Here is a 23,233-nt window from a genome sequence, read left to right on the forward strand (position 1 = left end):
AGGCGGCGTCATGCATTGGGCGGCATCATGCTGCACAAGGGGCCGAAGCAGGCCCGGGATCAGAAAGGAATGGCAGATGACGGACATGTCGAAGACGAGCGCCTCGTTTCAGCGCTTCATGACCGATGCCCCGGCCCACAAGGCGGCATGGTTTCAGGCCGTGCAGGGTCTGGGTGCGGCCTCGACGCTGGATGTGAAGACGCAGAGCCTGATCTATATCGGCATTCTGGCCGCACTGCGCCTGGAAAGCGGCATCGGTTTTCATGTCATGGAAGCCAAGGCGCGCGGTGCAAGCCGCGACGATATCATCAGCGCGGTGCTGACCGGCCTCCCCGCCGCCGGCAATGGCGTGATCGGTGCGCTCGGGCCTGCACTGGATGCTTTCGACGGCGTTTGAGCACATCCCTGCACCGCCGGAATTGAGGTTCCGGCTCACTGATTTTTTTGACAAAACCCGCTTTTTCCTGAGCGGCATCAAACCGTCCCGAAAAAATACGGAGTCGGTTCAAGGGGTTAAAATTCTTTTAACTTTTGCCTCTGGACAGGGCGAATCGCATTTGATTCATTAGGGATATTCGAGCGGCAGCGCTTCGAATCACTGGGGACATCTTGAAGGCGGGACAATGACGAACGTGCGGCGGGCGACTGCGGGCGATGAGCGGCCGTATGCCAAATTTTCTGATCTTGCGGCCTGGGGCGAAAGGCTTTCCAGCGACCTGATGGGTTTGATGAATGGCTCCGACCGCCCGATGCCGCAGGTCGAGACCCTGCTGAAACGCCTGATCCCCATTCTCATCCTCGCCTTTCTCGTCGTTGTCGCGGCCTCGCGCATGCTGGGCATCGCCGCAGAATATGGCCGCATGGAAGAGGCCGCCCGCCACTCGACCGCGCTGACGGCGCTCACCGCCAAAGCGGCACTCCTCAACAATGATACGATCTTCACCGCGCAGGATCGCACCCGCGCCGAGGCGAACCTTGTTGCCGCTTTACCGTCGGGCAGCCTTGCCGATGGCACCATGGTGCTGCTCTCCGGCAGCAATGGCCGCATCTTCGCGGGCGCCGGCAAGGAAGCGATGCTTTATATCGGCACGTCGCTTCCGGCTTTGCTTCCTGAAATCGCCATCGTGCAGCGTTTCCCCGGCGCGCCCGGCACCATCGAGACCAATATTGACGGCCAGCAGCACTATGCGACGATGATCCCCTTCGGCGACGATGGCGCGATGGTGATCGCGGCCCGCTCGCTGCAGCCGATCCGTTCCTTCTGGCGCAGTGAAATCGCCATGAACGTGACGCTGTTCGCCGGCATCTCCTCGATCCTGCTGGTCGTGCTCTATGCCTATTACATGCAGGTGAAGCGCGCCCGCGACGCCGACGACATCTTCGCCGAATCCAACCTGCGGGTAGAAACGGCCCTGTCACGCGGTCGTTGCGGCCTGTGGGATTTTGATCTTTCCAGCCGGCGCATGTTCTGGTCGGGTTCGCTCTACGAAATTCTCGGGCTGCCGCCGAAGGCCGCGCCGCTCTCCTTCTCCGACGCCGCCCGCATGATGCATTCCGAAGACGGCAATCTCTATGAGCTTGCCCGCGCCGTCGGCTGCGGCAACCTGCGCCAGATCGACCAGATTTTCCGCATGCGCCACTCCAAAGGTCACTATGTCTGGCTGCGCGCCCGCGCCCAGGTCATCCGCACCAATAACGGTCCACGCGTCATCGGCATCGCCATGGATGTCACCGAACAGCATCGCCTCGCGCAACGCTACGCCGAGGCCGACCAGCGCCTTGCCGACGCCATCGAATCCACCTCGGAAGCCTTCGTGCTGTGGGACAAGAACGACCGTCTGGTGATGTGCAACACCCATTACCAGAAGGCCTATGGCCTACCGGACAGCGTGCTGGTGGCTGGCACGGAAAAAAGCACGGTTTATGCCGCAGCCGCCCGCCCCGTCGTCGAACGCCGCGTTGCAGATGCCGACCAGTCGGGCCTGTCACGCACCACGGAAGTCCAGCTTGCCGACGAGCGCTGGCTGCAGATCAACGAACGCCGCACGCGTGATGGCGGCCTCGTTTCCGTCGGCACCGATATCACGCTACTGAAGCGCCATCAGGAGCGGCTGCGCGATTCCGAGCGCCGGCTGATGGCCACCATCGGCGATCTTTCCGCCTCGCAGCACAAGCTGGAGCGCCAGAAGACCGAGCTTTCCGACGCCAACGCCAATTACCTCGCCGAAAAAGAGCGTGCCCAGGCCGCCAACCGGGCGAAGTCGGAATTCCTCGCCAATATGAGCCATGAGCTGCGCACGCCGCTCAACGCCATTCTCGGCTTTTCCGAAATCCTGCAAAACGAGATGTTCGGGCCGGTCGGCTCGCCGAAATATTCCGAATATGCCCGTGATATCCATGATAGCGGCAAACACCTCTTGAACGTCATCAACGACATTCTCGACATGTCGAAGATCGAGGCGGGCCATATGCGCATCAACCGCGAGACCATCGATCTCGCACCGCTGATCGAGGAAACCCTGCGGCTGACGGCCATTCAGGCCGAGCAGAAGAACATCACCGTGCAGCAGAAGGTCTGCGCTGGGCTGACCATGCAGGGCGACCGCCGCGCCATGAAGCAGATCATGCTCAACATTCTTTCAAACGCCGTGAAATTCACCGGCGATGGCGGCCGCATCGCGCTGCGCACCCATGTGCATGAGGCAGCGATGATCCTCACCATCGCCGATACCGGCATCGGCATTCCCACCCAGGCACTGGAAAAGATCGGTCAGCCCTTTGAACAGGTGCAGAGCCAGTATGCCAAGAGCCAGGGCGGCTCCGGCCTCGGGCTTGCGATTTCCCGCTCACTCGTCAAGCTGCATGGCGGCACGATGAAAATCCGCTCGTGTGAGGGGCGTGGGACAGTGGTGACGATCATTATTCCGCATGCGGCGGGTGTGTGTGGGACGGTGCATTGAAGCTTGGTGGGTGTGGTTTGCGCACCTTTGCGTTGGCGAGTGCGGTTTACCCCCCTCTGCCCTGCCGGGCATCTCCCCCTCAAGGGGGGAGATCGACATGGGGCGGCCTCTCGGCCATCTCTTACGTTGCGAATGGGTGAGCGCTAGCCTCTAGCTAATCTCCCCCCTTGAGGGGGAGATGCCCGGCAGGGCAGAGGGGGGTGAAGCCGCACCCGCCGAGCTACCCGCCATTCTTCACCACCGCGACAAACGCCTTCCGCACCGCCTTCGACAACCGCTTAACCTCTCCCTCCAGCGTCGGAATATCAGGGCAATCCCCGGCCCGGCACACAAGATCGATCAATCCGGCCGGCGCCTCCTTCGGATTGAAGGCGCCATCGATGCACAGCCGCACGATCTGCGAGATTTCAGTGTAGAGCGCCATCGCCGCCATGCAGTCATCGAAAGCCTCCGGCTCCATGACAGGGCCGGCGAGCGCCTGCAGCGCCTCGGCCGTATTGCGCCCCGGTTCATGCGCGACAAGCCCCTTCACCGGCCCCACCAGCGCCAGATATTGGGCGATGAATTCGAGGTCGATCAGCCCGCCATTGATGAGCTTGAAGTCCCAGTTGTTTTCCGGCGGCTTTTCCTGCTCGATCAGGCTACGCATCTCCAGCACATCGGCCGAGACCTTGGCCACATCGCGCTTTTGCGACAGGATGGAGGCGATGATGCGGCGCGCATCCTCCATCAGCGAGGCATCGCCGCAGATCAGGCGGGCGCGGGAGAGCGCCATGTGCTCCCAGGTCCAGGCTTCCTCGCGCTGGTATTTCTCAAAGGCGGAAATTCGCGTCGCCACCGGGCCCTTGTTGCCGGAGGGACGAAGCCGCATGTCCACCTCGTAAAGCACGCCCTCCGCCGTCGGGGCCGAGAGGGCTGCGATCAGCCGCTGGGTGACGCGGGTGAAATAACGCACAACGTCCAGCGGCTTTGCGCCGGTCGATTCATGGGCGGCATCGTCATAATCGTAAAGCAGAATGAGATCGACATCCGAACCGGCCGTCAGCTCGAAGGAGCCGAGCTTGCCCATGCCCATGACAGCCACGCGCCCGCCGGGATAAGGCCCATGCGCCGCCTCCATTTCCGAAAGAACCGCATTCAGCGCCGCCTCGATGACAAGATCGGCAAGGTGGGTGAAGGCGCGGGCGGCAACCTCGCCGCGGATTGCGCCGGTCAGCAGCCGAACGCCGATGAGGAACCGCTGTTCGGCGGCGAAAATGCGCAGCCGGTCGAGAATATCCTCATAATGCCGGGCGTTGGAGAGAAAGCTTCCCATGCGGTGGGCGAGATAATCGCGCGTCGGCACGTCGCTCATCAATGCCGGGTCCAGCATGCCGTCGAAGACATGCGGACGGGCGGCGATGATTTCGGCAAGCCGCGGTGCGGACGACATGATCGTCACCAGCAGGTCAAGCAGCGCCGGGTTGTTTCCGAGCAGCGAAAAGAGCTGGATGCCGGCCGGCAGACCGGAGAGGAAATTGTCGAAACGCAGCAGCGCCTCATCGGCGCGTTTGCTTTCACCGAAGGCGCGCAGCAAATCAGGCGTCAGCTCCGTCAGCCGTTCGCGCGCCTCCACCGATTGCGTCGCCCGGTAACGGCCATTGTGCCAGGTGCGGATGACGCGGGAAATATCCTCCGGCCGCTCGAAGCCGAGGGCGGAGAGCGTCTTTAACGTATCGGGATCGTCCTTCTGGCCCGTGAAGACCAGATTGCCGGCCTCGCCTGACAGCTTCACCTCCTGCTCGAACAGCGCCGAATAACGCCGCTCCACCAGCCGCAGCACCTGTTCCAGCTTTTCCGAAAAGGCCTTGGTGTCCTCGAAACCGAGCATGAAGGCGATGCGCTTCAGTTCCGCTTCGCTATCGGGCAGCACATGGGTCTGCTCGTCGCGCACCATCTGGATGCGGTGCTCCACCTCACGCAGGAACCAATAGGCGTCTGTCAGGCTGTCACGCGTTTCGGCGTCGATCCATTTCGCCTCGGTTAGCGCAGCAAGCGCGTCCTGCGTTGCGCGCACCCTGAGCGCCGGCATGCGGCCGCCGGCGATAAGCTGCTGGGTCTGCGCAAAGAATTCGATCTCGCGGATGCCGCCGCGCCCGAGTTTGACATTGTGGCCCTTCACCGCAATGGCGCCATGGCCCTTATGGGCGTGGATCTGCCGCTTGATGGAGTGGATATCGGCAATCGCCGCATAATCGAGATATTTGCGGAAGATGAAAGGCGTCAGCTCGCGCAGGAAGTTCTCACCCGCCCTGATATCGCCGGCCACCGGCCGCGCCTTGATATAGGCGGCGCGTTCCCAGTTCTGGCCCCTGCCCTCATAATAAAGCAGCGCCGCTTCCACGGGGATGGCGAGCGGTGTCGAGCCGGGATCGGGCCGCAGCCTAAGATCGGTGCGGAAGACGTAACCATCGGCCGTGCGCTCCTGCATGATGCGGACCAGACGGCGCATCATCCGGCCGAAATTCTCCGTCGCATCATAGGGATCGTCCATGATGCCGGCTGAGGGTTCGAAGAACACCACGGCGTCGATATCGGAAGAATAGTTCAGTTCGCGGGCGCCGAGCTTGCCCATGCCGAGAACGATGAGGCCCGACCCGTCGCTGGGGGCTGCGACATTCTTCAGCTTCAGCTTGCCGCTCTCATGGGCGGCGAGCAGCAGGTGATCGATGGCGGCGGAAAGCGATGCATCCGCCATGTCGCTCAGCCAGCGTGTCGTATCGCGCGCGGTAAAGATGCGCGCCAGATCGGCAAGTGCTGCGATGAAAGAGAGCCGCCGCTTGGCTACCCTCAGCCGCGACATCACCTCATTTTCGCTCGGCACCCCGCCTTCTTCGCCCGGCTTCCAGCAATCGCGCGCCTCATGGACGAGACCCGCCAGCAGCGGCTCGAGTGGTTTCGACATCGCCAGCGACAAAAGCCCCTCATCCGCCGACGCCATGTCACGCAGATAGGGGGACAGCGTGAAGGCCGCAGCGATAAAATCCTTCAGCGGACTTTCCCCGGCAAGCAGCGCGGCCATCGCCGGCTCGCTTTTGCCGATATCCTTCAGCGTCGAAAGAACGGATTTCAGTTCCGTCTGCGTATAGGGGCGGATCACGCCCGGCAGAACCTCGCTCAGCCGCCTTTCAGCGGTTTCCCGTTTCGTCACTGTGTCTCTCCCTCTTCCGACTATCCTCTCGCCGCTCCCCGACATGCGGCTTTCAGGACCGGATGCGCCGCACCCGAAACGTCCCTGCCGCCGCACCTCTCGGGTTCCTCCCGGCGCATGCATGTGGCGTTGTAACAAATGCAGGCCGCTTTGCGATCATAAAACCGCCGATGGCGATGTTTTCCAAAGCGCCGCACCCCGTAATGTCTCCGCAATTGTGCCCGCGTAGCGTCAGCCTCAACGAAACCCGACTCCCCGGTTTTCCAACGCTCGGTGTTGCAACGGATATGATCATGAAACAGACTTTAACGGTGAAATTGCAAAAGAACCTGCGCGCGATGGCCCTTTGCCTGACGGCACTGCCCATGGCGCAGGCCGTCTCGGCGTCACCTCGGCCCAGTCCGCCCGCTCGGGCCTGCGCCGCTTCGACGCGAAATCGGGCTTCAAACGCGTCGACGCCAGCGCCTCCGTCATTTACCTTATGACCGGGAACTGGTCTATCACCGGCACGGGCGGCGTCGGCTTCCTGCTGGGCGATGCCAAGGACAGCCCCCTGTCGAAGAAGGATATTCAGCCGTTTGCGATGGTGGGCGTCGCTTACACGTTCTGAACCGCGAGAAGGAGAACCGCGCGGCCACGGATGCGCGCTCCGGCACGTCCCCAATGAGGAAAGGCGTCCCTGCCCTCACGCCTCCTCACCCGGTGAAGCGCCGCAGGGCGTTTCACCGGGGCCGCGATGTTTAGAGTATCCTCTTCCGGTACTCTGGCGGCGCTACCCAGCATTCTTCGCGTTTTCCGAACCAGCGGTAGCGATTGCGGGCGACAAAGCGATAAACGGGATCGCGCAGGAATGCGGGAACGATGCGTAGTACGGTGACCAGCCGCCAGGGTAGGCCCAGCGCTTCATATATGCTCAACACGGCATCGCTGTCCTGCCGCACCCTGCCGCCCTCCACGACCAGCATGCTGACCGGATCTTTCGGGTCCATGCCGCAACGTCGGTAGATTTCCGCGCCGATATCGCCCTGCATGGATGCCAGACGGAAATGTCCGGCCCTGTCATGCCGCAGTACGAATTGCGCATTCACGGAGCACAGCACACATTCCGCATCGAACAAAATGATCGGGCCGTGCCCATCGTCGGTTAAGGGAACCGTAGCTGCCACCCGTCACACATCCTTTCGTCCATCGCGCGCGATTTCCGAACAGAGCCATTGCAGTCAATCAATCGGACTATTCTTCAGATCATCTTGCAATACAATCTTGAAAAACAGTCATTTTCCGGATGGCGAAGACTTTGCGCACAAATCCCGGTGAACGGCATCACAAGCCAGGATGCCTAAGCCTTAGAGACCGGGAAAACCATCGAAACGGTCAGCCCCGGACAGGCGGTATTCGTGGCATCCGTGTCCGACAGCATCAGCGATCCGCCATGCAGCTCCATCACGGCCTCCACCAGCGACAGGCCGAGCCCGGTTCCGGGTTTCGAGCGGCTTTCATCCAGCCTGACGAAGCGTTTCAGCACCTCGCCGCGTTTGTCGGCGGGAATGCCGGGGCCGTTATCGGCGACGGAGAGCACGATGGCCTCCGGTTCCCTTGCCAGACGCACAACGAGTTTTTTATCGCCTTCGCCCTCGCAGGCATATTTCATGGCGTTGTCGATGAGGTTGGAGAGTGCCTGGCCGATCAGCTCGCGGTTGCCCTTTACCGAAAGGTCAGCCTCTATTTCGGCCTCCAGCACAAGCCCGGCATCCTCGGCCACCGGCTCGTAGAGTTCGGCGCTGTCGGCGGCAATCGCTGAGACGTCCACATCGGTCATTTCTGCTGCAATTGAGCCGGCCTCGACGCGGGATATCATTAACAGCGCGTTGAAGGTGCGGATAAGCTGGTCGGATTCGGCGATGATGCCTTCAAGCGCTGCGCGCCGTTTTGTCTCGTCATTGTCGTCAAGCGCTGCGGCCGCCTTGTTGCGCAGCCGCGTCAGCGGCGTCTTCAGATCATGGGCGATATTGTCGGAGACCTGCCGCAGGCCTTCATTCAGCTTTTCGATGCGGCCGAGCATGGCGTTGAGCGAGCCGGACAGGCGGTCGAATTCATCGCCGGAGCGACCCTGCGGCAGGCGCTGCGAAAGGTCGCCGGCCATGATCTTCTTGGTCGCCGCTGACATGCGGTCGATGCGTTTCAGGGCGTTGCGGCCGATGCCGAACCAGATGAGCAGCGCGCCGCCGCCCATGATGGCGAGCGCCACCATCAGCGCGTTGCGCACCAGCGCCCGGAACTTGGTGGGTTCGCCAAGGTCGCGGCCGATCAGGATGCGCAGGCCATTGTCCAGCATGAAGACATTGGCGGTGGCCAGATGCTGCACGCTGTCGCCGCTTTCGGAGTAACGCTCGTAACGGAAAGGAAAACCGGTCCAGCCTTCCTTGTCGAAAACGCCCGGCTGCACCGAAGCGACGTTGCCGGCAAGGATTTCGCCATTCGGCCCGGCGATGACGTAAAGGCTCGCCCCCGGCTGGCGGGCGCGGCGTTCCATCATCCGCAGCAGCGGGTTGATGCCGCCGCGATTATAGATGCGCTGCACATCCGAGACTTCCTGAAGCACGGCGTCACGCGTCTGCTGGTTCAGCAGCCGTTCGGAAAGGGCGGTGACATAGAAGACCAGGAAGGCGGCGCAGAGCGCAAACAGCAAAATATAGAGCGCCGAAAGGCGCACCGCTGTCGACCGGAACACTATTCTGAGGCGGGCCATTTTCGCCAATCAGCCCTCGTCCTTCATCATGTAGCCCGCGCCGCGAATGGTCTTCAGCAGCGGCTTCTCGAAGTCCTTCTCGATCTTCGAGCGCAGGCGGGACACATGCACGTCGATGACATTGGTTTGCGGGTCGAAATGATAGTCCCAGACGTTTTCGAGAAGCATGGTGCGGGTGACCACCTGACCGGCATTCTTCATCAGATATTCGAGCAGGCGGAATTCGCGCGGCTGCAGCAGGATTTCCTTGCCGTTGCGGCGGACATCGTGGGAGAGCCGGTCGAGTTCGAGATCGCCGACCCGGTAGATCATGTCCTGCTCGGGCTTGCCCTTGCGGCGGCCCAGCACCTCGATGCGGGCGAGCAATTCGGAAAAGGCATAGGGTTTCGGCAGATAATCATCACCGCCGGCGCGCAGGCCGGTGACGCGGTCATCCACCTGCCCCAGCGCGGAAAGGATCAGAACCGGCGTCTCGATGCCGCGGCGGCGCAGCTCGCTGATGACGGAAAGCCCGTCGCGGCGCGGCAACATGCGGTCGATCACCATCACGTCGTAAGCGTTCTCGCAGCCCATGAACAGGCCGCTCTCACCATCGCTCGCATGGTCGGCGACGATCCCGGCTTCGCGGAACGCCTTGGTCATATAGGCCGCAGCCTCGAGGTCGTCTTCAATGACAAGAATCTTCATGTGCGGGACAATAGCGCCCTCGCCCTTTTCCACACAACCGGAAACAGATGCGACAGACATTTCCTGAACCTTGTTTTCCATGAGGTTTCCTCCGAAGACCTGGCCTTTGGCACCATCACACGTCAAGATGGGCAATCGTCTATGGATTGGGCGGGTGCGGCTGGGTTTCTTCTCCCCGCCGGGGAGAAGGTGGCCCGAAGGGTCGGATGAGGGGGTAACGTTGCCGAATATCTCTACCCTCGCCCCCTCATCCCGCTGCCGCGGACTTCTCCCCGGCGGGGAGAAGAAACAAGCGGTGCGCACTCGCTCCACATTCCTTGTCTCGTTCCTATAGCGAGACATGTTCCGTAGCGACGCCGGCTCCCGAAAGAACCGGCATCGCCTTTCAGCCTGTCAACCCTGGTCGATATCCAGCGCGATGAAGCGGCTGCCATCGTCCGTCTGGATCTGGAACAGCGCCTTGGAGCGTCCGTCCTTCTTGGCCTGTTCGAGGATCTTCTCAATATCGGCGGCGGAAGCGACCTGCTGGTTGTTGACCGAGGTGATCTTCTCACCCGTCTTCAGGCCACGGGCGGCAGCATCGCTGTCGGGATCGACATCGGTGATGGCAAGGCCGTTGCCGTCATCGGCGGGCGAAACCGTCAGGCCGAGGCTGGAGAGCACCTTCTCGCTGGAGGACTGGCTACCCTTGTCGTCGTTCTGGCTCGGTGTCGCCTTGGAAGCATCGTCGCTGGCAAGATCGCCGAGCGTCACCGTGACAGGCTGCGACTTGCCGCCGCGCCACAGCGAGATTTCAACCTTGGTGTTGGGCGCCATGCCGCCGATGCGGCGCGACAGGTCGCGGGCATCCTTGACGGGCTCGCCATTGACGGCGGTGATGATGTCGCCCTGCTTGATACCGGCCTTGTCGCCCGGCGAGCCGGCCTGCGGCGAAACGACGAGCGCGCCGCTGGCTTCGGAAAGGCCGAGCGATTCGGCGATATCCTTGCTGACGGGCTGAATCTGCACGCCGAGCCAGCCGCGCTCAACCTTGCCGTCCTTCTGCAGGTCGGCGATCACGTCCTTGGCGACCGATGCCGGAATGGCGAAGGCGATGCCGACATTGCCGCCGGAGGGCGAGAAGATGGCGGTGTTGATGCCGACGACTTCGCCGTTGAGGTTGAAGGCGGGACCGCCAGAGTTACCGCGGTTCACGGCGGCGTCGATCTGCAGGTAGTCGTCATAGGGGCCGGAGCCGATATCGCGGCCACGGGCCGAGATAATGCCGGATGTCACCGTACCGCCGAGGCCGAAGGGGTTGCCGACGGCGACGACCCAGTCACCAACGCGGATCTTGCTGTCATCGGCAAACTGGACATAGGTGAACTTGCGGTTCACATCGACCTTCAGCAGTGCCAGATCGGTGCGCGGATCGCGGCCGACGAGCTTGGCATCGAGTTCGGTGCCGTCATTCATCACGATCGTATAGGCGGAGCCGTCATCGACGACGTGGTTGTTGGTGACGATGTAACCGTCTTCGGAAATGAAGAAGCCGGAGCCCTGAGCGACGGGGCGCAGCGGACCCTTGCCGTCACGGTGGCGGTTCGGGCCACGGTCGGAGCGATCCTGGTTGGGGCCGCCGAATTCCTTGAAGAAACGCTTCAGCGGATGGTCGTCCGGCAGCTGGTCGAGGCCACGGCCGCCGAAATTGAAGGAGAAATTGCTGCTATCATCGGAAGCGGGCTGTACGTTCGACTGCACTCGAACAGAGACGACGGCGGGCGACACCGCATCGACCACATTGGCGAAACTCGGAACCTGCGGCGCAGTCACCTCGACGGGGGCGGCAAACGAATGGAGGATCGGTGCGGCGATGCCGGTGGAAAGCATCAGCGCCGCAAGGCCGCCAACGGTCGTGGCCTTCAAAGCCGTCTTCAGCGAGAAATGGCCGTTTTGCGAATGAGACATGGTGTACCTTCTTTCTTCATTCAGACTGGAGCCCGTTTGACCGGGGAGAAGCGGTGGATGATGAAGATATAGGAGGCGACACCTTACGGCGAAGTGTCTGACGAATGAAAAATCCGTAATGTTGAAAAAGAACCGTGGGGAAAAATGAAAAACGGTTATTTTTCAATGAGATTGCGAATTCTCATCTCTTCGTCCGCGCTCAGTTTCTGCGGCTGTTCCTGGCTTGTTCGACGGCGCGAAAACACGAAGACGGCGAAAATTCCCGCAAGGGTGAGACCGATGGGCGCGCCCCACAAAAGCACGGTGCGCAGGCTGAGGCGCGGTTTCAGGAGCACGAACTCGCCGTAACGCGACACGACATAATCGATGACGGCCTTGTCGCTGTCGCCCTCGACCAGCCGTTCGCGCACCAGAACCCGCAGGTCACGCGCGAGCTCCGCATTGCTGTCATCGATGGACTGGTTCTGGCAGACCATGCAGCGGAGCTGAGACGTGAGGTTACGGGCGCGCTGCTCCAGCACGGGGTCTTTGAGGACTTCGTCCGGGTTGAAGGCGAAGGCCGGAGAGGCTGCTGCGAAGATGAGGGTGAGAAGAAGAGCGAGCCTTGCCACTCTCTCCCTCATTCCTGTGCTTGTCACAGGAATCCAGCCAGCCCAAGTCTTTGGGCTGAGAGGAGCCCTTCGCCGCGCAGACGCGCGTCGGCTGGATTCCTGTAACAAGCACAGGAATGAGGGGAGCAAGACCACACTCATTCCGCCGCCTCCGGCATTGCAGCCCGCACCGGCTTCGCCTTGCGATTCGGCGCTCCGACCCGCAAACGCCTGTCCGAGAGCGAGATGAAACCGCCCGCCATCATGAACAGCGTGCCGCCCCAGATGGACAGGATGAAGGGTTTCCACCAGATGCGCACCACCATGCCGCCATCGGCCATGGGGTCACCCAGCGAGACATAAAGCTGGCTGAGGCCGAAGGTCAGGATGCCGGCTTCCGTCGTCGGCATGCGCCGCGCGGTATAGAGCCGCTTGGACGACCAGACATCGGCCACCTCCACCCCCGCCTTGCGCACGGTGAAATGGCCGCGATCCTCGGTGAAATTCGGGCCGACGGCGTGGCGGACGCCATCGAAGGTCAGGCTGTAACCGCCCGCTTCCGCCGCCATGCCCTCTTTCATTTCCAGGACCGTCTCGGTCTCGAAAGTGGTGACGATGACGATGCCGAGCACGGTGATGCCGAGCCCCATATGCGCCAGCGCCGTGCCGAAGGCCGAACGCGGCAGGCCCTTCAGGCGGCGAAACGCAATACCGAAGGCGAGCTTGCCGAAATTGGCGCGATACCAGAGATCGGCGAAAGCGCCGAAGATCAGCCAGAAACCGGCGGCGATGCCGAGTGCGGCCAGCACCGGACCGCCATTTTCGATATACCAGAGCGTCAGCCCGCCAAGCGCCGCAAGCGCTGCCGCCACATAAAGCCGCTGGAAGGCTCCGAGAAGATCGCCGCGTTTCCAGGCGAGCATCGGTCCAAAAGGCGTGACGATCAGGATCGGGATCATCAGCAGACCGAAGGTGAGGTTGAAGAAAGGCGCGCCGACCGAGATTTTTTCGCCCGTCAGCGTTTCCAGAATGAGCGGGTAAAGCGTGCCGATCAGCACGGTCGCGGTCGAGACCGTCAGGATGAGGTTGTTGAGGACGAGCGACCCTTCGCGCGAGATGGGCGCAAACAGGCCGCCGGCCTTCAGGGAAGGTGCACGCCATGCAAAGAGCGCGAAGGCGCCGCCGATGAAGACGGTCAGGATGCCGAGAATGAAGATGCCGCGGCTCGGATCGGTAGCGAAAGCGTGGACCGAGGTGAGCACGCCGGAGCGGACGAGGAAGGTGCCGAGCAGCGAGAGCGAAAAGGTCATGATCGCCAGAAGCACGGTCCAGATCTTCAGCGCCTCGCGCTTTTCCATGACGAGCGCCGAATGCAGCAGCGCGGTGCCGGCAAGCCACGGCATGAAGGAAGCGTTTTCCACCGGATCCCAGAACCACCAGCCGCCCCAGCCGAGCTCATAATAGGCCCAGTAGGAGCCCATGGAGATGCCGGCGGTCAGGAAGGTCCAAGCGGCGAGTGTCCATGGCCGCACCCAGCGCGCCCAGGCGGCATCGATACGGCCCTCCAGAAGTGCTGCGACGGCAAAGGAGAAGCAGACGGAAAAGCCGACATAACCGAGGTAAAGCAGCGGCGGATGGATGGCGAGGCCGAAATCTTGAAGAATGGGATTGAGGTCCTGCCCCTCGGCCGGCACCGGCTCCAGCCGCAGGAACGGATTGGAGGTGAGCAGGATGAACAGCAGGAAGGCGACCGAAATCCATGCCTGCACCGCAAGAACATTGGCTTTGAGGGTTTCCGGCAGGTTGCGGCCGAAGGCGGCGACGAGCGCGCTGAAAAACACCAGAATGAGCAGCCACAACAGCATGGAGCCTTCGTGGTTGCCCCAAACGCCGGTCAGCTTGTAGATCATCGGCATTAGCGAATGGGAGTTTTCCCAGACATTGCGCACGGAAAAATCCGAGACGGCATAAGCCCGCGTCAGCGCAGCGAAGGAGAAGGCGACCAGCAGGAACATCAGGACCGAGCCGAGCGAGGCGACATCCATCAGCGCCCGGTCGTTGCGGCGCGCGCCGATGACAGGCAGCGTCGAGACGATCAGCCCCACACCGAGCGCCAGAACCAGAACATAATGGCCGATCTCGTTGATCATCTGGTCGCTCCGGTCTTGTTGGAAGAAGCTGCGCTGGTCGCTGGCGTTGCGGCGGCTGGTTCTTCGCCTTCCCCCGTGTGCTGCCACAGGCCCTTATCCTTCAGCCGGTCGGCCACTTCCTTCGGCATATAGTTCTCGTCATGTTTGGCCAGCACGCTGTCGGCCACGAAACCATGGGTGGCGGCATCGAACATGCCTTCGGTCACCACGCCCTGCCCTTCGCGGAAAAGATCGGGCAGGATGCCGGTATAGCTGACCGGCACGGTCGCCTCGCCATCGGTCACCGTGAAGCTGACCGTGCGGCCTTCGCCGCGCTTGATCGAGCCTTCCGCCACCAGACCGCCGAGACGGATGCGGGTGCCGGGGTTGACCGGCGTCTTTTCCAGATCGGCGGGCATGTAGAAATAGGCAATGGACTGGCCGAAGGCGAACATGACCAGCAGCACGGCTGCAACGATGAAGCTCACGCCGCCGCCGATGATCGCCAGGCGTTTCTGTTTGCGGGTCATTGCGTCACTCCCTGCGGCGCGGCATCCTGCTGCCCGTTCATGCGGATCGGTCCGGCGGAAACGCCCAGCTCCTTAGCCAGCGCCAGCAGTTGGCGGCCCTGCTCGCCCTCCGGCGGGAAAGCCTTCAGCCCCGCCCGCAGAGCCTCTCCGGCCTTGGCTTCGTTCTTCAGCACGGAATAGGCACGGACAAGCCGCATCCAGCCTTCAAAATCGGCCGGGTTTTCCTTGAGCTTGGCGTCGAGGCTCGACACCATGCCCTCGATCATCGCCTGCCGGTCCGTCGCCGTCATGTCTTTTGCCGCCGCCATGTCCTGCGCCGTCGGGCCGGGTGCGGCGGGGGTCGCCGCGCCGCCGGTGCGGGCGATATGCTCTTGAACCAGCGGCAGCCACGGCGCACCGGCGGGCGCATCCGCCGCCAGTGCGGTGAAGGCGGCGCGTGCTTCCTCGGCCTTGCCGGCCTGTTCCAGCGACAGCGCCAGATAAAAGCGGGCGCGCGGATTGCCGGGCTTCAGCTCTTCGGCCTCAGCAAAAGCAGCACGTGCAGCTTCGATGACGATGCCGTCATTGCCGGCCACCAGCGTTTCGCCAAGGCCCGTCAGCCGTTCCGGGCTCGGTCCCAGAATACGAAGCGCATTGCGATAGGCAAGCTCGGCATCGCCAAGCCGCAATGTCTTGAAATAGATCGGCGCGAGGATATCCCAGCCGGCGCCGTCCTCCGGGTTCTGCGCCAGATGCCGTTCCGCCCTAGCGACCAGCAGGTTCATGTCGTTGCCGGGCTTTTCAAGACGCGCCTCGAGCGGCATGTCCGGCACCTCCGGACTGCCGTTCCAGATGTAAAGACAGAGACCGAGCGCGGGCAGCAGAACGGTGATGAGGCTGGCGGCGAGATTGTGCCGGCGCGGCCGGGTTTCTTTGCCGGATTGCTCTTCCGCTTCGGCGGCGGTGAGAAGCCGGCGGCCGATTTCGGCGCGGGCATAATCCGCCTCGGTGTCGCCGATCAGACCGGCGGCACGTTCGCGATCCAGTTCGGCCAGCTGATCGCGATAAACGGCGACCTCACCGTCGCGGCGCGTCTGCGGCGCCTCGGTCTTCCGCATCAGCGGGTACATCAGGACGATGGCGACAGCCGCCGTCAATATCGCAACGACAATCCAGAACATAAGGCTCAATTACTCGAATGCGCGGCACATGGAAACATGAAGCGCGGGGATGACGTGAATTTGAGACATCACGCCGCACCGCAGGCCATCTCCCGGCTGCACCGCCATGCCTCTTCTTGTCATCGCAAAAGGCCCATGACCTTGATTTACGTCAAACTATTTCAAGTCAGCGGCGACCAGCTTCCATCGGCATTGCGGCAGGCTGCGCCGCGCGCCCTGGTTTCGCGTCCGTCGACGGTCAGGGTGTGGGAATATTGCCGGCAATTCTGATTACCGACCTGATAGGGCGCATTGGCGACCACCTGCCCCTTGGCGTCATCGCCGGTCCACGACACAGGCGTGCCGACGGGGGCTGTTTCCAGCGCCTTATATTCGGCCTCCAGCGCCTTGGTCTGGTCACCCCTGTCGAGCTGCACGCCGCTTCTCCCGACAATGCCGCCTTCCAGATTGGCAAGGAACGGCGTCGAAGGCTGCGCAGAGCGGCCGAACAGACCGCCACCTGCCGGGCGGGTGCCCGTGGTGGTGCAGGCGCTCAGCATCGATACGCACAGGATCGAGAGAAGTGCCGGGCGTGATACCAGCGAACGCATTGTCACGGAGCGGCAGCCATCATACACGTCAACCAAACCCTGTCCTCTTTTTTACCGCATCGCACCTAATATAGTGCCATTGAATTTCTTGCCTTTTTTCTTGCCTCACGCAAGCTCTTTCGAAAGGCCCGGCAAAATCAGATCGGCTTTCAGCCCACCTATGGCGCTGCGCGACAGTGAAAAGCGGCCATGGTACTCTGACACCACCTCGGAAACGATCGACAATCCGAGGCCCGTGCCCGGCCGGCTTTCGTCCAGCCGCCGCCCGCGCTTCATCGCTTCGCTGATCTGTTCCGGCTCAAGCCCCGGCCCGTCGTCCTCCACCGTCAGCTCCACCCAGGAGCGACGGGCGATTTCCGCATCGGAGGATGGGTGCGTGCCGGTCGCAAGCGTGATGACCACGCGCGTCTGCGCAAAACGCGCGGCATTTTCCAGAAGATTGCCGACGACCTCTTCCAGATCCTGCTGCTCCATGCCGAGCACCGCACCGGGTTGCTCGAAATTCAGCACGAACTGCTTGTCGGGGTTCAGGCGGCGCATCACGCGCACCAGCCGTTCCAGCGCCGGCTCCGCTTCCACGCGGGCGAGGATCGAGCCGCGCTGGGCGGCGATGCGGGCGCGGGAGAGATAGGATTGCACCTGCGCCTGCATGGCGTCCGCCTGCGCCCGCACCAGATCGCCATGCTGCGGCTCCAGCGTGCGGGCCTCGTTCAGAAGAACGGCGATCGGCGTCTTCAGCGAATGCGCGAGATTGCCGACCTGCATACGGGCGCGCTCCACGAGGCGGCGATTGCTGTCGATCAGCGCATTGACCTCATTGGCAAGCGGCTGGATTTCACGCGGGAATTCACCTTCGAGGCTTTCCGCCTCCCCGCCCCTGATCTTGCCGAGCGCCACGCGAGCCTGATCAAGCGGTCGCAGACTGTAGAGAATGGCAAGGCCGTTGACGACGAGACTGCCGACACCGAAAACGGCGAGCGCCAGATAAAGGCTGTTGGAGAAATCGCGCACATCGTCTTCCACGACGTTCAGATTGCCGGAGACACGGAAACGCGCGGCGCGCCCCTCGCCATCCAGCACCACTTCCGTTTCCGCCACGCGCACCTGATTGCCGGCCTCGTCGGTGACGGCATAAAAGCGCTCATAGCGGTTGTCGAAGGGCGCATCGAGAATGCTCGGCACCGGCAGGGTGGAGACGCCGAGCGACGACGACACCAGCGGCGCGGTCTGGAAATTGCCGAGCGGCTCGACAACCCAGTACCAGCCGGTATCGGGCTGCGAAAAGCGCAGATCGCCGAGCTGCGGGCTGCCGGCCAGCGTGTTCTCATTGGAAATCGTCACGGAATTGATGACGTTATAAAGCTGCGCCCTCAGAAGATCGGTGAAGCTGCGCTCCACCCCCTGCCGGTAAAGCGTCGAGATCACGACGGCGATCACCACCAGCGCCAGCACCGACCAGAGCGAGGCGAGCAGCAGAACGCGGGCGGTGAGGGAATTACTTCGCATCTGCCGGCGCTTGCATCCGGTAACCGAGACCGCGGATCGTCTCGATCAGATCAACCCCGAGCTTCTTGCGCAGACGGCCGACAAACACCTCGATGGTATTGGAATCGCGGTCGAAATCCTGATCGTACATGTGTTCGACCAGCTCCGTGCGCGAGACGACCTCACCCATGTGGTGCATCAGATACGATAGCAGCCGGAACTCGTGCGAGGTGAGCTTCAGCGTCGTGCCGTTGACGGTGGCCTTGGAAGATTTGGTGTCGAGCCGGACCGGGCCGCACACCAGTTCGGAAGAAGCATGGCCGGCGGCGCGGCGGATGAGCGCGCGCACGCGGGCAAGCACTTCTTCCACATGGAAAGGCTTCGTCACATAGTCATCGGCGCCGGCGTCGATGCCGGCGACCTTGTCGCTCCAGCGGTCGCGGGCGGTGAGGATGAGCACCGGCATGGCCTTGCCGGCCGCACGCCATTTCTCAACGACGGTGATGCCATCGAGCTGCGGCAGGCCGATATCGAGGACGATGGCGTCATAGGGCTCGGTATCGCCGAGATAATGGCCTTCCTCGCCGTCGAATGCCTGATCGACAACATAACCGGCTTCTTTCAGCGCATCGGTCAGCTGACGATTGAGATTGGCATCGTCCTCAACAACGAGAATACGCATTGTCCGCCCTTTCCTGTATCCCGGCCCGCAGGCGCGCCGCCGGTCATGCTAAATGTGTCGGATTGTTTTCCGATATTTCGGCGATGCGGGCAAGCTACATCGGCACGCGCATCGTCACCTTGCGCGGGCGTTCGCCATTGCCCTGGACGAGAACGGTGACGACACAGGACTGACCATCACCGGAAGGATAGACCGAAAGCAGCTGACCGCCGGTTTCGCGCACGACGCGAGCGACGGCTGCGCCGCAATCGCTCGCCGCCAGAATGTAATGGCCCTGCAGATCAGCCTCGGGCGCCGTGAAACCGGAAAGCCCGGCTGCAAGCGTCGCGATGATGAGAGGTGATGCCATTCTACAAACTTCCAAAAAACCGGGTGCGTCTCGAACCGTATTGTGACCGAATATGTAGCGCAAAGCGTCTGAATGGCAAATGAATGCCGCCCCCGCCGCGTGGGCGCCAGGCGGGAACGGCGTCGTGGCGGGCGCTGTCAGCGAATGGCGCTGGTCGCCGAAAGACGGCCGTAAAGTGCGACCAGGCCACCGATTCCGCCCGCAACCGTCACCAGCCCGTCCGCAAGTTCTCCTTGCAGACCGGCGGGCAGATCAAGGCCGGCGATGCTGAAAAGCGGTGCGAAAACCGCAACCAGGGCGCCCCAGATCGTGCGCGATTGATACCATGCTTTGGTACTGTCCATAGTCTCATCCTTTGCGTTGTTTTTCAGGCACATGTCAGATCGGGAGGGTGGCCTCAGCCATCACGCCCGAGGGCACCGCGCGGCCGAGCATTCGGACACGCACGGAAATGTGATCCCGCAATGCCGGGAAATCTGTGAGTTCGTCCGCTGCGGGGTAAAACCAGAAGGGTTGCGAAACCTCCGCCATGCGCCGCACGGTCTCGCCGTCCAGCACCTCGATGCGATAAAGCTCGAAGGGCTCGTCCAGCGGAATGTCGCTCGCATCCCAGCCATCGGCCTCCACCCGGCCCCGTCGTTTCCACCTGATGAAAACGCCGTCGCCGCGGCGCTCGGCGGCAAGATGCACCGGCGCGAGCGGTGTCAGCGCCCGCAGGCCGCCCTCGAAGGCAAAAGGACCGCTCGGCGCGCCCGCCATTCCGGCGGCTTCCGCAATCCAGTTCAGGCGTCGCCCGCGCTCGCTCGCGGCAAGACCGAGCGGCTGCACCGCCGCATCCAGCACCACCACCGGCGCACCTTTCGGCGCGCCTGCGGCGAGCGCGTCTTCCGTGCCGGCCAGTCCCCGCAGGAGAGAGGAGAGCCGCCAGCGCGCGGGTGCGATTTCCTCGGTTTTTGCGAAAGCGACGATCTCCCACACGCCGTTCGCCGCCCTGACGGCGAGACGGTTCTCGCCGTTCAGCACCGAAAGCTCCCCGGCCGACGATACCTCGCCGAAGGGCAGATCGACGACAAGGGTGTTTTTTCGGTCGAAGCGGCCGAAAGGGCCTGATGTCAGCGGCATTGCCAGCGCGCCGATCATCGCCGGCCGGTCCAGCAGCACGCGCTGCCGGTAACCTTCCCTGCCCGGCGACGCGGAAATGATGATTGGCCGCCAGGGCTTTGCAAGCGCCGCAATCCGCGCCGAATCCTCCGGCGCGGTGCCATCATGGTAGGGCAGATCGAGAAACAGCACTTCCGGAGCGAAACCTTCGGCCCCGCTTGTCCCGCTGCTGCGCCGTTCCTCCGCGCCGCCGGCAAAGCCCGGAAAGGCAGCGGAAAAGGCCCGCGCCTCCACCTGCCGCACCGCGCCGTCCTCGATCCGGCTGACCAGAAACCGCCCTGCCGGCACCTGCGGAAAAGCCCCTTCCGGCAGGCGGATACAATCACCCGGTTCAAGCGAGATATCGCAAGGCGGCAGAGCAAAGCGCAGGCTGCGCCGCGCCTGCCGGTTGTCGCGCAACAACGCCTCGACGGCGGCTTCCGCCGTTTCCGCAGGCAGGGCAGCGTTAAGATCAAGCCGCATCACCCGGCTGCCGGCATTGTCGATGCGGCGGGACCGTACACTTGCCTGCTCGTAGTCCAGCGCCGGGTTGAAAGACGTCAGCACGGCTTCAGCGGCGAAATCGCTGTCATGGCCGCGATTTTCCGACCAGAGCGGCTCGTCCTCCAGATCGGCCAGCACGGCAATATCCCGCACCGGTAAGACCGCCGTATTGCGGGAGCGGAAGCGCAGGGTTCCGCCATCTTCCGTCACGTCCACCTGAAACGCCGCCATCAGCGGCTCCAAGAGGTTGCGGGCCGAGGTTACGTCGCCCTGCACATAACCTCCCAGATCGCCGCTGACGGCGGAAACATCGAAGTCTGAAAAGCCGTGATCGGTGAGGATGGCGGCGATGGCATCGGCGAGCGTTGCCGTGCCCAGCCTCCCGTTCAGCCAGTGGCCGGTGCGCCAGTTCGCCCCATCGCTCCAGGCCGCGCTATTCTGCGGAAAGGCCGGAAAGGGCCGTGCATCCCAGGTCCACAGATAGACCCGGCTTGAATCGACCATCGCCGCATCGCCCTTTCCCCAATGTTCGAGATGCGCCTCCAGAAACCGTCGCTGCTGGCTGTCGGCGCGGTTGCGGCGGGAAAAATAGGGAAAAGCGTTTTCCGCCGATTTCGGATCGGGAAAGACATTGGGGCGCGTCGCGCTCTTGTCCACCGCCGGGCAGCCGAGTTCGGTGAACCAGATGGGCTTCGAGCGCGGCGCCCATGCCGTCGGCGTTGTTTTCTCCAGACCCCGCACCCGGTCGTAGTGGAGATTTCCCCACCAGTTGCGCAGGTCCTTGTAACGGAACACCCACGGCTTGCCCTTCAGCCCGTCGGTAATCGTCGTGCGCCGCCGCGCGGCGCGGTCCGCATCGCTGGCATAAAACCAGTCAAAGCCTTCCCCTGCGGTAATGGCGCGGCGGAAGGCGCTCACATCGTCCGGGCCGGTCATGCCATCCGGATTGCCCTTTGCGGCATCCTCATCGCGCCAGTCGGACAGCGGCATGTAATTGTCGATACCGACGGCGTCGATATTCGGGCTCGCCCAGAGCGGATCGAGATGGAAGAACACGTCGCCCGAACCGTCCGCCGGCTGGTGACCGAAATATTCGCTCCAGTCCGCCGCATAGGTCAGCTTCACCGCCGGCCCCAATATCGCCCGCACATCGCCAACCAGCCGCACCAGTTCCTCGACAAAGGGAAAGGCATCATTCTCGTCTCTCAGCGCCGTCAGCCCGCGCAGCTCCGAGCCGATCAGGAAAGCATCCACCCCGCCAGCCCGGGCCGCCAGCGCCGCATAATGCAGCACCATACGGCGATAGCCTTCGTCACGGTTGCAGAAGGCGGAAACCTGCGCCCTTGCGCCCGCGCTGCGATCCGCAGAGCCGGCCCTGCCGGGGGCGGGAAAGCAGGTGATGCGCCCGCGCCAGGCATAGGCGTCCTGCTCGCTTTTGCCATAGGGGTCCGGCAGACCATTGCCGATGGGAACATCCATCATTACGAAGGGGTAAAGGCACACCCGAAGGCCGCGCGCCCTGAGATCGGCTATCGCCTGCAACACGCTTTCGTCGTTCGGCGTGCCGCCATAGGCCGGGCCGCCGCCATGATGGCTGACAGGATGCGCCTCATCGCGCGACAGGCCGGCGACGGACCATGGCATGGTTTCCCCATCCCGGCCGGCCACTTCCACGCCCGGCAGAATGCGGCATTCCCCCGCCCGCATATCCGTGCCGAACCAGCTCGCCACCAGCGCCACGCTTTCAAGATTGGGGCACAGATCCAGCAACTCGTCGATCGCAGCACCCCAGTCGGTCGAAGCGGTCAGGCCGTTGCGGTTCATGATGCGGCTTTGGCCGATCCCCGTCCTTTCGGAAACCTGCGCGGTGGCGTAACCGTGCTCGGTGGCGCCCGGAATGACGGTGATGGCGCGGATGGATTTTTCCAGCCGGCCGACCGGCCGCACCACTTCGAACTGCATGAGCGGAATGCGGTTGCCGAAGCCGTCGAGCGGCAGGCGTTCGAACACCACATAGGCCAGTCCGCGAAAGGCCGGCGCATTGCCCGCCCCCTGCTTCGCCTCGATCAGCGGGTCGGGCAATTGCGTCTCGCTGCCGGGATAAAAGCGCATCTCCACGGCATTCAGGTCCAGTTCCCGCCCATCGGCCCAGACGCGCCGCACCCTTGCCGCCTCGCCCTCGCACAGGCCGATGGCAAAGCTGGCGAAATACCGAAAGGTCTCCACTTTCGGGCCGCGATTGCCCTTGCCGCCGCGCCGCTGCACCTCCACGCTCTCTTCGAAACGCGTCGCCCAGATCAGCGTGCCGCCGATCCGTGCTGCGCCGTAAAGACGGTTGATCGCCGCTCCCTCATCCGCGCCGGGAATGCGCGCGGTCGAGAGCCGCGCGCCCGTTACCGTCCGCCCGTTCGAAAGCAGCGTGCGGTCGATGGCATTGCCCGCCAGCGCCCCGGCCGCCCGGCCGATTACCGCGCCCAAAGGACCGAAAATGCCGCCGAGTGCCGCGCCCGCCGCCTGAAAAACGATTGTCGCCATGCTTGC

The 23,233-nt window shown here is 63.0% G+C and carries 17 protein-coding genes and 1 pseudogene; 3 read left to right on the plus strand and 15 right to left on the minus strand.

Annotated features, from left to right (window positions below; genetic code table 11):
* Nucleotides 1-76: 76 nt before the first annotated feature.
* Entirely contained in the window at nucleotides 77-397 is a 321-nt protein-coding gene (locus F3H58_RS10695; protein ID WP_077982644.1) for a carboxymuconolactone decarboxylase family protein, read from the plus strand.
* Nucleotides 398-623: 226 nt separating this feature from the next.
* Nucleotides 624-2,960 (plus strand): PAS domain-containing sensor histidine kinase, encoded by a 2,337-nt coding sequence (locus tag F3H58_RS10700; protein WP_149742179.1) that lies wholly within the window; start codon nucleotides 624-626, stop codon nucleotides 2,958-2,960.
* A 220-nt stretch (nucleotides 2,961-3,180) separates the two neighbouring features.
* Here F3H58_RS10700 and F3H58_RS10705 read toward each other — a convergent pair whose 3' ends face one another.
* Nucleotides 3,181-6,150 (minus strand): bifunctional [glutamine synthetase] adenylyltransferase/[glutamine synthetase]-adenylyl-L-tyrosine phosphorylase, encoded by a 2,970-nt coding sequence (locus tag F3H58_RS10705; RefSeq protein ID WP_149742180.1) that lies wholly within the window; start codon nucleotides 6,148-6,150, stop codon nucleotides 3,181-3,183.
* 379 nt (nucleotides 6,151-6,529) lie between these two features.
* Here F3H58_RS10705 and F3H58_RS27510 point away from each other — a divergent pair.
* Nucleotides 6,530-6,760, plus strand: a pseudogene (locus F3H58_RS27510) (MipA/OmpV family protein); the annotation flags it as partial.
* Nucleotides 6,761-6,890: 130 nt separating this feature from the next.
* Here the strand turns inward: F3H58_RS27510 and F3H58_RS10715 are convergent.
* From F3H58_RS10715 to F3H58_RS10780, 14 genes are all read right to left on the minus strand, one after another.
* A complete protein-coding gene (locus F3H58_RS10715) occupies nucleotides 6,891-7,316 on the minus strand; it encodes a thiol-disulfide oxidoreductase DCC family protein (protein ID WP_149742181.1) in 426 nt (141 codons plus the stop codon).
* A gap of 173 nt (nucleotides 7,317-7,489) precedes the next feature.
* Nucleotides 7,490-8,899, minus strand: a complete 1,410-nt coding sequence (locus F3H58_RS10720; protein ID WP_003521241.1) for a sensor histidine kinase — start codon at nucleotides 8,897-8,899, stop codon at nucleotides 7,490-7,492.
* A gap of 9 nt (nucleotides 8,900-8,908) precedes the next feature.
* The gene (locus F3H58_RS10725; protein ID WP_193559586.1) at nucleotides 8,909-9,586 is read right to left on the minus strand and encodes a response regulator transcription factor; all 678 of its coding nucleotides are present in this window, start codon (nucleotides 9,584-9,586) and stop codon (nucleotides 8,909-8,911) included.
* Between the two features lie 393 nt (nucleotides 9,587-9,979).
* Nucleotides 9,980-11,533, minus strand: a complete 1,554-nt coding sequence (locus F3H58_RS10730) for a Do family serine endopeptidase (protein WP_149742183.1) — start codon at nucleotides 11,531-11,533, stop codon at nucleotides 9,980-9,982.
* Nucleotides 11,534-11,688: 155 nt separating this feature from the next.
* On the minus strand, nucleotides 11,689-12,156 hold the full coding sequence (locus F3H58_RS10735) for a cytochrome c-type biogenesis protein (RefSeq protein WP_188128868.1): 468 nt from the start codon (nucleotides 12,154-12,156) through the stop codon (nucleotides 11,689-11,691).
* Between the two features lie 125 nt (nucleotides 12,157-12,281).
* A complete protein-coding gene (locus tag F3H58_RS10740) occupies nucleotides 12,282-14,273 on the minus strand; it encodes a heme lyase CcmF/NrfE family subunit (RefSeq protein ID WP_149742185.1) in 1,992 nt (663 codons plus the stop codon).
* Nucleotides 14,270-14,782: a cytochrome c maturation protein CcmE gene (gene ccmE, locus F3H58_RS10745; RefSeq protein WP_149742186.1), complete on the minus strand. Its 513-nt coding sequence runs from the start codon at nucleotides 14,780-14,782 to the stop codon at nucleotides 14,270-14,272. The genes F3H58_RS10740 and ccmE overlap by 4 nt, the downstream gene beginning before the upstream one ends.
* Nucleotides 14,779-15,942 carry a c-type cytochrome biogenesis protein CcmI gene (gene ccmI, locus F3H58_RS10750; RefSeq protein ID WP_188128869.1) on the minus strand — a complete coding sequence of 388 codons (1,164 nt, stop codon included), beginning with the start codon at nucleotides 15,940-15,942 and terminating at the stop codon, nucleotides 14,779-14,781. The genes ccmE and ccmI overlap by 4 nt, the downstream gene beginning before the upstream one ends.
* Before the next feature lie 161 nt (nucleotides 15,943-16,103).
* Nucleotides 16,104-16,532, minus strand: a complete 429-nt coding sequence (locus F3H58_RS10755) for an RT0821/Lpp0805 family surface protein (RefSeq protein ID WP_031233367.1) — start codon at nucleotides 16,530-16,532, stop codon at nucleotides 16,104-16,106.
* A gap of 105 nt (nucleotides 16,533-16,637) precedes the next feature.
* Nucleotides 16,638-18,038 (minus strand): ATP-binding protein, encoded by a 1,401-nt coding sequence (locus tag F3H58_RS10760; protein WP_003521230.1) that lies wholly within the window; start codon nucleotides 18,036-18,038, stop codon nucleotides 16,638-16,640.
* Nucleotides 18,028-18,699, minus strand: coding sequence for a response regulator transcription factor (locus F3H58_RS10765; RefSeq protein ID WP_003509815.1), 672 nt, complete (start codon nucleotides 18,697-18,699; stop codon nucleotides 18,028-18,030). Before F3H58_RS10765 ends, F3H58_RS10760 begins: the two co-directional genes overlap by 11 nt.
* 94 nt (nucleotides 18,700-18,793) lie before the next feature.
* The gene (locus F3H58_RS10770; RefSeq protein WP_003497070.1) at nucleotides 18,794-19,048 is read right to left on the minus strand and encodes a hypothetical protein; all 255 of its coding nucleotides are present in this window, start codon (nucleotides 19,046-19,048) and stop codon (nucleotides 18,794-18,796) included.
* 137 nt (nucleotides 19,049-19,185) lie between these two features.
* Nucleotides 19,186-19,392 (minus strand): hypothetical protein, encoded by a 207-nt coding sequence (locus tag F3H58_RS10775; RefSeq protein WP_035262738.1) that lies wholly within the window; start codon nucleotides 19,390-19,392, stop codon nucleotides 19,186-19,188.
* Nucleotides 19,393-19,426: 34 nt separating this feature from the next.
* Nucleotides 19,427-23,227, minus strand: coding sequence for a baseplate multidomain protein megatron (locus F3H58_RS10780; RefSeq protein WP_149742188.1), 3,801 nt, complete (start codon nucleotides 23,225-23,227; stop codon nucleotides 19,427-19,429).
* Nucleotides 23,228-23,233 lie beyond the last annotated feature (6 nt).

Origin of the sequence: Rhizobium sp. NFACC06-2, assembly GCF_900101425.1 — a bacterium.
Classification (GTDB): Bacteria; Pseudomonadota; Alphaproteobacteria; order Rhizobiales; family Rhizobiaceae; genus Agrobacterium; species Agrobacterium leguminum.

Bases quoted from the DNA above. Each gene is read 5' to 3' on its own strand.
- F3H58_RS10695 (WP_077982644.1), top strand. From the start codon at position 77: ATGACGGACATGTCGAAGACGAGCGCCTCGTTTCAGCGCTTCATGACC.
- F3H58_RS10700 (WP_149742179.1), top strand. From the start codon at position 624: ATGACGAACGTGCGGCGGGCGACTGCGGGCGATGAGCGGCCGTATGCC.
- F3H58_RS10720 (WP_003521241.1), bottom strand. From the start codon at position 8,899: ATGGCCCGCCTCAGAATAGTGTTCCGGTCGACAGCGGTGCGCCTTTCG.
- F3H58_RS10725 (WP_193559586.1), bottom strand. From the start codon at position 9,586: ATGAAGATTCTTGTCATTGAAGACGACCTCGAGGCTGCGGCCTATATG.
- F3H58_RS10730 (WP_149742183.1), bottom strand. From the start codon at position 11,533: ATGTCTCATTCGCAAAACGGCCATTTCTCGCTGAAGACGGCTTTGAAG.
- F3H58_RS10735 (WP_188128868.1), bottom strand. From the start codon at position 12,156: ATGAGGGAGAGAGTGGCAAGGCTCGCTCTTCTTCTCACCCTCATCTTC.
- F3H58_RS10740 (WP_149742185.1), bottom strand. From the start codon at position 14,273: ATGATCAACGAGATCGGCCATTATGTTCTGGTTCTGGCGCTCGGTGTG.
- ccmE (WP_149742186.1), bottom strand. From the start codon at position 14,782: ATGACCCGCAAACAGAAACGCCTGGCGATCATCGGCGGCGGCGTGAGC.
- ccmI (WP_188128869.1), bottom strand. From the start codon at position 15,942: ATGTTCTGGATTGTCGTTGCGATATTGACGGCGGCTGTCGCCATCGTC.
- F3H58_RS10755 (WP_031233367.1), bottom strand. From the start codon at position 16,532: ATGCGTTCGCTGGTATCACGCCCGGCACTTCTCTCGATCCTGTGCGTA.
- F3H58_RS10760 (WP_003521230.1), bottom strand. From the start codon at position 18,038: ATGCGAAGTAATTCCCTCACCGCCCGCGTTCTGCTGCTCGCCTCGCTC.
- F3H58_RS10765 (WP_003509815.1), bottom strand. From the start codon at position 18,699: ATGCGTATTCTCGTTGTTGAGGACGATGCCAATCTCAATCGTCAGCTG.
- F3H58_RS10770 (WP_003497070.1), bottom strand. From the start codon at position 19,048: ATGGCATCACCTCTCATCATCGCGACGCTTGCAGCCGGGCTTTCCGGT.
- F3H58_RS10775 (WP_035262738.1), bottom strand. From the start codon at position 19,392: ATGGACAGTACCAAAGCATGGTATCAATCGCGCACGATCTGGGGCGCC.
- F3H58_RS10780 (WP_149742188.1), bottom strand. From the start codon at position 23,227: ATGGCGACAATCGTTTTTCAGGCGGCGGGCGCGGCACTCGGCGGCATT.